This is a genomic window from Limimaricola cinnabarinus (assembly GCF_047631075.1).
In the GTDB taxonomy this organism is placed as follows: Bacteria; Pseudomonadota; Alphaproteobacteria; order Rhodobacterales; family Rhodobacteraceae; genus Limimaricola; species Limimaricola cinnabarinus.
Window position 1 is genome coordinate 91,887 of record NZ_JBLHYX010000016.1, and the last position, 6,422, is coordinate 98,308.

A 6,422-nucleotide genomic window follows, 5' to 3' on the forward strand; every position below is an offset into this window, starting at 1 on the left:
AACCAAGCCAGGAGACACCGATGATCAAGGAATTTCGCAACTTCATCGCCAAGGGCAACGTGATGGACCTCGCGGTCGGCATCATCATCGGCGCGGCCTTCACTGCCATTGTCCAGAGCCTCGTGAACGATCTGATTAACCCGGTGATCGGCCTGATCCTCGGCGGCATCGACTTCACCTCGATGTATGTCGTGCTCTCGGGCGACGTGGCCTCCGGCACCTCTCTGGAACTGGCGCGCGAAAGCGGGGCCGCGATCTTCGCCTATGGCGCCTTTTTGACCGCCTGCATCAACTTCCTGATCATTGCCTGGGTGGTGTTCCTGCTGGTCAAGGGCGTGAACCGGATCAAGGACGCCGCCGTCGAAAAGGGCGAGCCGGTGCCCGCGGCGCCGAAAGGACCGACGCAGGAGGAGTTGCTCACCGATATCCGCGAATTGCTGAAGACACGAAGCGCCTGAGCCAAAATCATGCAAGCGATGTGCGCGGATGCGGAGTTCCCTGGAAGAGGGTACGCCCTTACGTAGGGTGCATCTCCAACCAAGGACGCTTCCACATGACCATCCTGCACATCGACAGCTCCATTCTCGGCGAGAATTCGGTTTCGCGCGATCTCACGGCGGCCATCGTGGCCGAACTGACCGCCAAGGGCGATCAGACCGTTCTGCGCCGCGATCTCGCCGATGCCGAAACCGAGGCCGCCTTTGACGGCGACCCGGTCGAGCAGCTGATGTCGGCGGACACTCTGGTGATCGGCGCACCGATGTATAACTTTGCGATTCCGCACCAGCTCAAGGCCTGGATCGACAGCATCGCGGTGGCGGGTAAGACGTTCCAATACACTGCCGAGGGTCCGCAAGGCCTCGCCGGTGGCCGGCATGCCATCGTGGTCTATGCCTCGGGCGGCGTGCATGACGGCACCACCGACTTCGTCGAGCCTTATCTGCGGCAGGTGCTGGGCTTCATCGGCATCACCGACGTGACGGTGCTGCGGGTCGAGGGCGTGGCGATCTCGCCGGAGGCGCGCAGCAAGGCGATCAATGACGCCCGTGCCAAGGTGCCGGGTCTCGTCGAGAGCATTGCGGCCTGATCTTCCGCCCCCGAACGCAAAACGGCCGGTGCGATGCACCGGCCGTTTTATCGGAAGGCGGAAGCTTCAGGCTGTCTGAGCAGCCTGATCCATCCAGTCCTTGTGCTTGCGCTCATCCGCGAGACCGCGCTGGAACAGCTCTTTCTCGGTGGCGGGCACGGCGGCGTTGTCGACCGCGTGCTCATAGGCGCTGATCGTGTCGATCTCGTTGGTGGCCATCGCCTTGAGAATCGCACCGTCGCCGCCGACCATGTCGGCGAGCTTGATCTTGCCGGTGGTCAGCAGCTCCTTCATGTCGCCCTCTCCGGGGACGTTCGCGCCAACGCGGCCCGCAAGCGCTGTCAAATCCTGCAGGTGGCGCAGGTGGTCTTGACGGAATTCCTCGACCTTGGCCTTGTGCGCGGCGCTTTCGAGCCGTTCGATCGTGGTCTCGTAGGCGGCGATGGCGTCATGCTCGAGAAGAATGAAATTCTCGACCATCTTGGCCATGTCGCTCGATGTGCCGATGGTGGTGACCATGGGTCTTCCTCCGCAATTTGGGGTTGCCGGGGAAAACCGATGCCGCACCGGGGGGTTCCGGTGCGGCATCGCACCCTAGCGGCGAAGCGCCTCCTGTGCGGAGATCGCCTCGCGGCCCAGACCTTCGCCCACGGCGAGATTGGTGATGAGGCCCGCATGCACGTTGAGGCCCTCGGCCAGATGCGCGTCTTCCTCGCAGGCCTGCTTCCAGCCCTTGTCGGCGATCGCCAGAACGAAAGGCATGGTCGCGTTGCCGAGCGCCAACGTCGAGGTGCGGGCGACAGCGCCCGGCATGTTGGCGACGCAGTAATGCATGATGCCGTCGACCTCGTAGATCGGGTCCTCATGCGTCGTGGCCTTGGAGGTTTCGAAGCAGCCGCCCTGATCGATCGCCACGTCGACGATGGCCGCACCCGGCTTCATGGTCGAGAGCTGTTCGCGCGAGACCAGCTTGGGCGCGGCGGCACCAGGCACCAGCACCGCGCCAATCACCATGTCGGCCTGCACCACGGCCTCGGCTGTCGCCCCGGCGCTGGCATAGGTGGTGCGGAAGTCGCGGCCATAGACGTCGTCGAGATAGCGCATGCGCGGCAGCGACTTGTCGAGCACGGTGACGCGCGCGCCCATCCCGGCGGCGATCTTCGCGGCCTGCGTGCCGACGACGCCGCCGCCGATCACCACGACATTGGCCGGGCCCACGCCCGGCACGCCGCCCAAGAGCACGCCGCGCCCGCCATTGGCCTTCTGCAGCGTCCAGGCCCCGACCTGCGGCGCGAGACGGCCCGCGACCTCGGACATCGGCGCCAGAAGCGGCAAGCCGCCCGAACGGTCCGTCACCGTCTCATAGGCAATGCAGGTGGCGCCCGAGCGCACGAGATCCTCGGTCTGCGCCGGATCGGGTGCGAGGTGGAGATAGGTGAACAGTATTTGCCCCTCGCGCAGCATCCGGCGCTCGATGGCCTGCGGCTCCTTCACCTTCACGATCATCTCGGCATTGGCGAAGATCTCCTCGGCGGTGTCCGCGATCTGCGCGCCAGCGGCGCGGTAGTCGTCATCCGTGAAGCCTGCGCCCATCCCGGCACCGGCCTGCATGGTGACGCTGTGGCCATGGCCCACCGCTTCGCGCGCGGCGTTGGGGGTGAGGCCGACGCGGAATTCCTGCGGCTTGATCTCTGTGGGGCAACCGATGTGCATGATACGTCCTCCTTGTTGCCTCCATGCTGCCATCCCTCTCTTGCAATTGCCGACGAGATCGTGGCCTGATCTTCGCCAGTTGTCGCAGGTTCTTGCGTCGAATGGCATCAGCTTCGAAGGATCGTGCATTGGGTGAGATCGACCGCATCGACCGAGCCATCCTCGCCGCGCTGCAGGCCGACGGGCGGCTGTCGAACGCGCAGCTCTCCGAGAAGGTGAACCTGTCGCCCTCGGCCTGCCATCGCCGGGTGCGGGCGCTCGAACAATCGGGGCTGATCCGCGGCTACGTGGCGCTTCTCGATCCGCGCGGTATGGGGCGGCCCGTGACCGTCTTCGTGGAGATCACGCTCTCGGGGCAGGCCGACGAGCTGCTCGATGCCTTCGAGGCGGCGGTGGCGCGGATCCCCGACGTGCTGGAGTGTCACCTGATGGCGGGGACGGCGGATTACCTGCTCAAGGTCGTGGCACGCGACAGCGAGGATTTTGCGCAGATCCACCGCCGCCACCTTGCCCGGCTGCCCGGCGTGCAGACCATGCAGTCGAGCTTCGCGCTGCGCACCGTGCGCCAGACCACGGCGCTCCCCACGTGAGAACGCCGCCCCCCGCGAGGGAAGCGGCGCCTACCGGTGCAGCAGCATCGGATCTCGGTCAGGCGGCGAGCTTGGTGCCGCGGATCGGGTAGTCCTTGTCGCGAATGAACTTCAGCCCGTTCAGCAGGGCTTCAAGGCCCGGCCGCGCAAAGGGGGCGTTGGAGATATCGGCGATATGCACCTTGCCCTCGCCATTGATCACGAAGACCGCCGGTTCCGCGAAGGGGCGGTCGGTCTCCTGCGGGGAGCGCGGCTCGGACACATAGAGGCCGAGATCGAGCATCTGCGCGACGCTCATGTCATAGGCCACGGGTGCCGAGGTGCCGGTTTCCTCGACGAAGCTGCGGGCCTTTTCCTCGGGGTCGGCCGAGACGAGAACCACGTCGATCCCGGCCTCGTGATACTTGGACAAGAGCGGCTCCAGCCCGGAGACGTATTTATGGCAGATCGGGCAATGCTTGCCGCGATAGACCACCACCATCTGCCAGTCGCGCCCTTCGAGGGGACGCCCGAGGGTCAGCTCACCGCCGCCAAGGCGGGGCAGGGTAATTTCGGGAAGGGCGGCGTCGGGGGTCGGTTTGCCGGGCATATAGCCTCCGTCTTGTTTGAAACTCGGGCCATCAACGCGCCTCGGCCCATATGGGTCGGTGCGGTCACGCGGTCGTGTCATGCGGGCCGGGTGGGAGACACGAAAAAACCCCCGGAGCGTCGCTCGGGGGTTTCATCGTGCAAAAGCCTGGCTTCAGGATCTCAGAGGAGACCTTCGCGCTGGGCTTTCTTGCGGGCGAGTTTGCGCTGACGCCGGATGGCCTCGGCCTTCTCGCGTGCTTTCTTTTCGGAGGGCTTCTCGAAATGCTGCTTGAGCTTCATCTCGCGGAACACACCCTCGCGCTGCAACTTCTTCTTCAGAGCCCGGAGGGCCTGATCGACGTTGTTGTCGCGAACGCTGACCTGCATGTGGTTTTCACCACCTTTCTAAGCTGGAGTTTCAAGATTGCAGGAAGCGGCCGTATAGCAAAGACCCGGCAGCTTGTCTAGGCTGGGGTGGAAGGGAGACACCGATGACCAACCCACATTCCGATGCGCCGGAGACCGGGCGGCCCGAGGCGGAAGAGATCGCGGCCCTGCTGGATGCGATCTTGTCGCATGTTGCCTTCGATGGCTGGTCCGACACTGCGTTTCGCTCCGCTGCCCACGACGTCGGGCTGACCTTGCCGCAGGCTCGGGCGCTGTGTCCACGCGGCGCGATCGACCTTGCGGTGGCGCTGCACGACGCGGGCGACCGCGCCATGATCGAGACGGTGCGCGCCGCCGAGCTGGGGCAGATGCGCTACCGCGACCGCGTCGCCTTTGCGCTGCGCGCCCGGATCGAGGCGGTGCGCGACAAGGAGGCGCTGCGCCGCGCCACGGCCCTTTTCGCGCTGCCGCATCATGCCGCCGAAGGCTCACGCCTGCTGTGGCGCACCGCCGATTCGGTCTGGACCGCGCTGGGCGACGCCTCTGACGATGTGAACTGGTACACCAAGCGGGCGACGCTGTCGGGCGTCTGGGCCTCGGTGGTGCTCTACTGGCTCGGCGATGACAGCCTCGAGCATCAGGCGACATGGGCCTTCATCGATCGCCGCATCGACGACGTGATGCGCATCGAGAGCGCCAAGGCCAAGGTGAACAACTCGGTGCTGCTGCGGCCCTTCACCGGGGCGCTGTCGCTGCTGTTGTCGGGCGTGCACGCGCCGAACAACAAACCCCCCATGGACCTTCCCGGACACTGGAGCAGCCGCCGATGAACATGCAGGTGATCGAGATATCCCGCCCCGGCGGGCCCGATGTGCTGGTCCTGACCACCCGCCCGCGCCCCGAGCCGAAGCCCGGCGAAGTGGTGATCGACGTGGCCTTCGCCGGTGTGAACCGCCCCGACGCGCTGCAACGTATAGGCGCCTATGCGCCGCCGCCTGACGCCTCGGATCTGCCGGGGCTCGAAGTGTCGGGGCATGTCGCGGGCCTGGGGGAGGGGGTGATGGGATGGTCGGTAGGAGATGCGGTCTGTGCGCTCACCCCCGGCGGCGGCTATGCGCAGGCGGTGGCCACACCCGCCGAACATTGCCTACCGGTGCCCAAGGGCATGGGCCTCAAGGAGGCCGCCTGCCTGCCCGAGACCTATTTCACCGTCTGGTCCAACGTCTTCATGCGCGGCGGTCTGCAGGGCGGGGAGCGGTTTTTGGTGCATGGCGGCTCCTCGGGCATCGGTACCACCGCGATCCAACTTGCCCGGCATTTCGACGCGCGGGTCTTCGCCACCGCCGGATCGGCCAAGAAATGCGCTGCTTGCGAGCGGCTCGGCGCGGAGCGGGCGATCAACTACCGCGAGGAGGATTTCGTGGAAGTGATGCGCGCCCAAGGCGGAGCGGACCTGATCCTCGACATGGTCGGCGGCGACTATGTCGCCCGGAACATCAAGGCTTTGGCCGATGACGGGCGTCTGGTGCAAATCGCCTTCTTGCAAGGTCCGAAGGTCGGGCTGAACCTCGCGCCCCTGATGGTGCGGCGGCTGACGCTCACCGGATCGACGCTGCGCCCGCAATCGGTATCGGCAAAGGCCGCCATCGCCCGCGATCTGCGCGACAAGGTCTGGCCGCTGCTCGACGCTGGGCACATCGCCCCGGTGATGGACAGCAGCTACCTGCTTTCGGAGGCGGCGGCGGCGCATGCGCGGATGGAAAGTTCTGCGCATATCGGCAAGATCGTGTTGCAGGTCGGCTGACCGGGGCTGCGCTCCAGACAAATCGGACGAGGTTGACGTTCGCGTAACGCGACGTCGCCCGGTGCCGAATGGTCGGTTTGGCCTTGTTGCCGTCGAAACGGGCGCGTTACCAATCTGGCAAACGTCTGAAAGCAGAGGCTGGTTATGAAGATTCTCGTCCCCGTGAAGCGGGTGATCGACTACAACGTGAAGGTCCGTGTGAAGTCGGACGGGTCTGGCGTCGATCTGGCGAACGTGAAGATGTCGATGAACCCGTTCGACGAGATCGCGG

At 65.6% G+C, this 6,422-nt stretch carries 9 protein-coding genes and 1 pseudogene; 6 read left to right on the forward strand and 4 right to left on the reverse strand.

Features of this window, described 5'->3' with window-relative positions:
- The first annotated feature begins 20 nt into the window (after window positions 1-20).
- Window positions 21-458, forward strand: a complete 438-nt coding sequence (mscL, locus tag ACJASC_RS13615) for a large conductance mechanosensitive channel protein MscL (protein ID WP_021693615.1) — start codon at window positions 21-23, stop codon at window positions 456-458.
- 95 nt (window positions 459-553) lie between these two features.
- Window positions 554-1,087, forward strand: a complete 534-nt coding sequence (locus ACJASC_RS13620) for an FMN-dependent NADH-azoreductase (protein ID WP_415146507.1) — start codon at window positions 554-556, stop codon at window positions 1,085-1,087.
- 66 nt (window positions 1,088-1,153) lie between these two features.
- Here ACJASC_RS13620 and ACJASC_RS13625 read toward each other — a convergent pair whose 3' ends face one another.
- Window positions 1,154-1,606 carry a ferritin-like domain-containing protein gene (locus ACJASC_RS13625; protein ID WP_415146508.1) on the reverse strand — a complete coding sequence of 151 codons (453 nt, stop codon included), beginning with the start codon at window positions 1,604-1,606 and terminating at the stop codon, window positions 1,154-1,156.
- A 75-nt stretch (window positions 1,607-1,681) separates the two neighbouring features.
- Window positions 1,682-2,800, reverse strand: coding sequence for an alanine dehydrogenase (gene ald, locus ACJASC_RS13630; RefSeq protein ID WP_021695717.1), 1,119 nt, complete (start codon window positions 2,798-2,800; stop codon window positions 1,682-1,684).
- A 101-nt stretch (window positions 2,801-2,901) separates the two neighbouring features.
- Between ald and ACJASC_RS13635 the strand changes: the two genes are divergently transcribed.
- Window positions 2,902-3,390 carry an Lrp/AsnC family transcriptional regulator gene (locus tag ACJASC_RS13635; protein ID WP_045320496.1) on the forward strand — a complete coding sequence of 163 codons (489 nt, stop codon included), beginning with the start codon at window positions 2,902-2,904 and terminating at the stop codon, window positions 3,388-3,390.
- A gap of 58 nt (window positions 3,391-3,448) precedes the next feature.
- Here the strand turns inward: ACJASC_RS13635 and ACJASC_RS13640 are convergent, their stop codons facing one another.
- Window positions 3,449-3,979 carry a peroxiredoxin-like family protein gene (locus tag ACJASC_RS13640; protein WP_415146509.1) on the reverse strand — a complete coding sequence of 177 codons (531 nt, stop codon included), beginning with the start codon at window positions 3,977-3,979 and terminating at the stop codon, window positions 3,449-3,451.
- Between the two features lie 161 nt (window positions 3,980-4,140).
- A complete protein-coding gene (gene rpsU, locus ACJASC_RS13645; protein WP_007255353.1) occupies window positions 4,141-4,347 on the reverse strand; it encodes a 30S ribosomal protein S21 in 207 nt (68 codons plus the stop codon).
- A gap of 104 nt (window positions 4,348-4,451) precedes the next feature.
- Here rpsU and ACJASC_RS13650 point away from each other — a divergent pair, with 104 nt between their 5' ends.
- The 3 genes and pseudogenes from ACJASC_RS13650 to ACJASC_RS13660 all read left to right on the forward strand — a co-directional run.
- Window positions 4,452-5,177 carry a COQ9 family protein gene (locus ACJASC_RS13650; protein WP_415146510.1) on the forward strand — a complete coding sequence of 242 codons (726 nt, stop codon included), beginning with the start codon at window positions 4,452-4,454 and terminating at the stop codon, window positions 5,175-5,177.
- Window positions 5,174-6,151: an NAD(P)H-quinone oxidoreductase gene (locus ACJASC_RS13655; protein WP_021695713.1), complete on the forward strand. Its 978-nt coding sequence runs from the start codon at window positions 5,174-5,176 to the stop codon at window positions 6,149-6,151. The genes ACJASC_RS13650 and ACJASC_RS13655 overlap by 4 nt, the downstream gene beginning before the upstream one ends.
- Before the next feature lie 144 nt (window positions 6,152-6,295).
- Window positions 6,296-6,422, forward strand: a pseudogene (locus ACJASC_RS13660) (electron transfer flavoprotein subunit beta/FixA family protein); the annotation flags it as partial.

What these genes read in the sequence shown, in the direction of transcription:
- ald (WP_021695717.1), bottom strand. Translation starts at nt 2,800, where the DNA reads ATGCACATCGGTTGCCCCACAGAGATCAAGCCGCAGGAATTCCGCGTC.
- ACJASC_RS13655 (WP_021695713.1), top strand. Translation starts at nt 5,174, where the DNA reads ATGAACATGCAGGTGATCGAGATATCCCGCCCCGGCGGGCCCGATGTG.
- rpsU (WP_007255353.1), bottom strand. Translation starts at nt 4,347, where the DNA reads ATGCAGGTCAGCGTTCGCGACAACAACGTCGATCAGGCCCTCCGGGCT.
- ACJASC_RS13650 (WP_415146510.1), top strand. Translation starts at nt 4,452, where the DNA reads ATGACCAACCCACATTCCGATGCGCCGGAGACCGGGCGGCCCGAGGCG.
- ACJASC_RS13640 (WP_415146509.1), bottom strand. Translation starts at nt 3,979, where the DNA reads ATGCCCGGCAAACCGACCCCCGACGCCGCCCTTCCCGAAATTACCCTG.
- ACJASC_RS13620 (WP_415146507.1), top strand. Translation starts at nt 554, where the DNA reads ATGACCATCCTGCACATCGACAGCTCCATTCTCGGCGAGAATTCGGTT.
- mscL (WP_021693615.1), top strand. Translation starts at nt 21, where the DNA reads ATGATCAAGGAATTTCGCAACTTCATCGCCAAGGGCAACGTGATGGAC.
- ACJASC_RS13635 (WP_045320496.1), top strand. Translation starts at nt 2,902, where the DNA reads ATGGCATCAGCTTCGAAGGATCGTGCATTGGGTGAGATCGACCGCATC.
- ACJASC_RS13625 (WP_415146508.1), bottom strand. Translation starts at nt 1,606, where the DNA reads ATGGTCACCACCATCGGCACATCGAGCGACATGGCCAAGATGGTCGAG.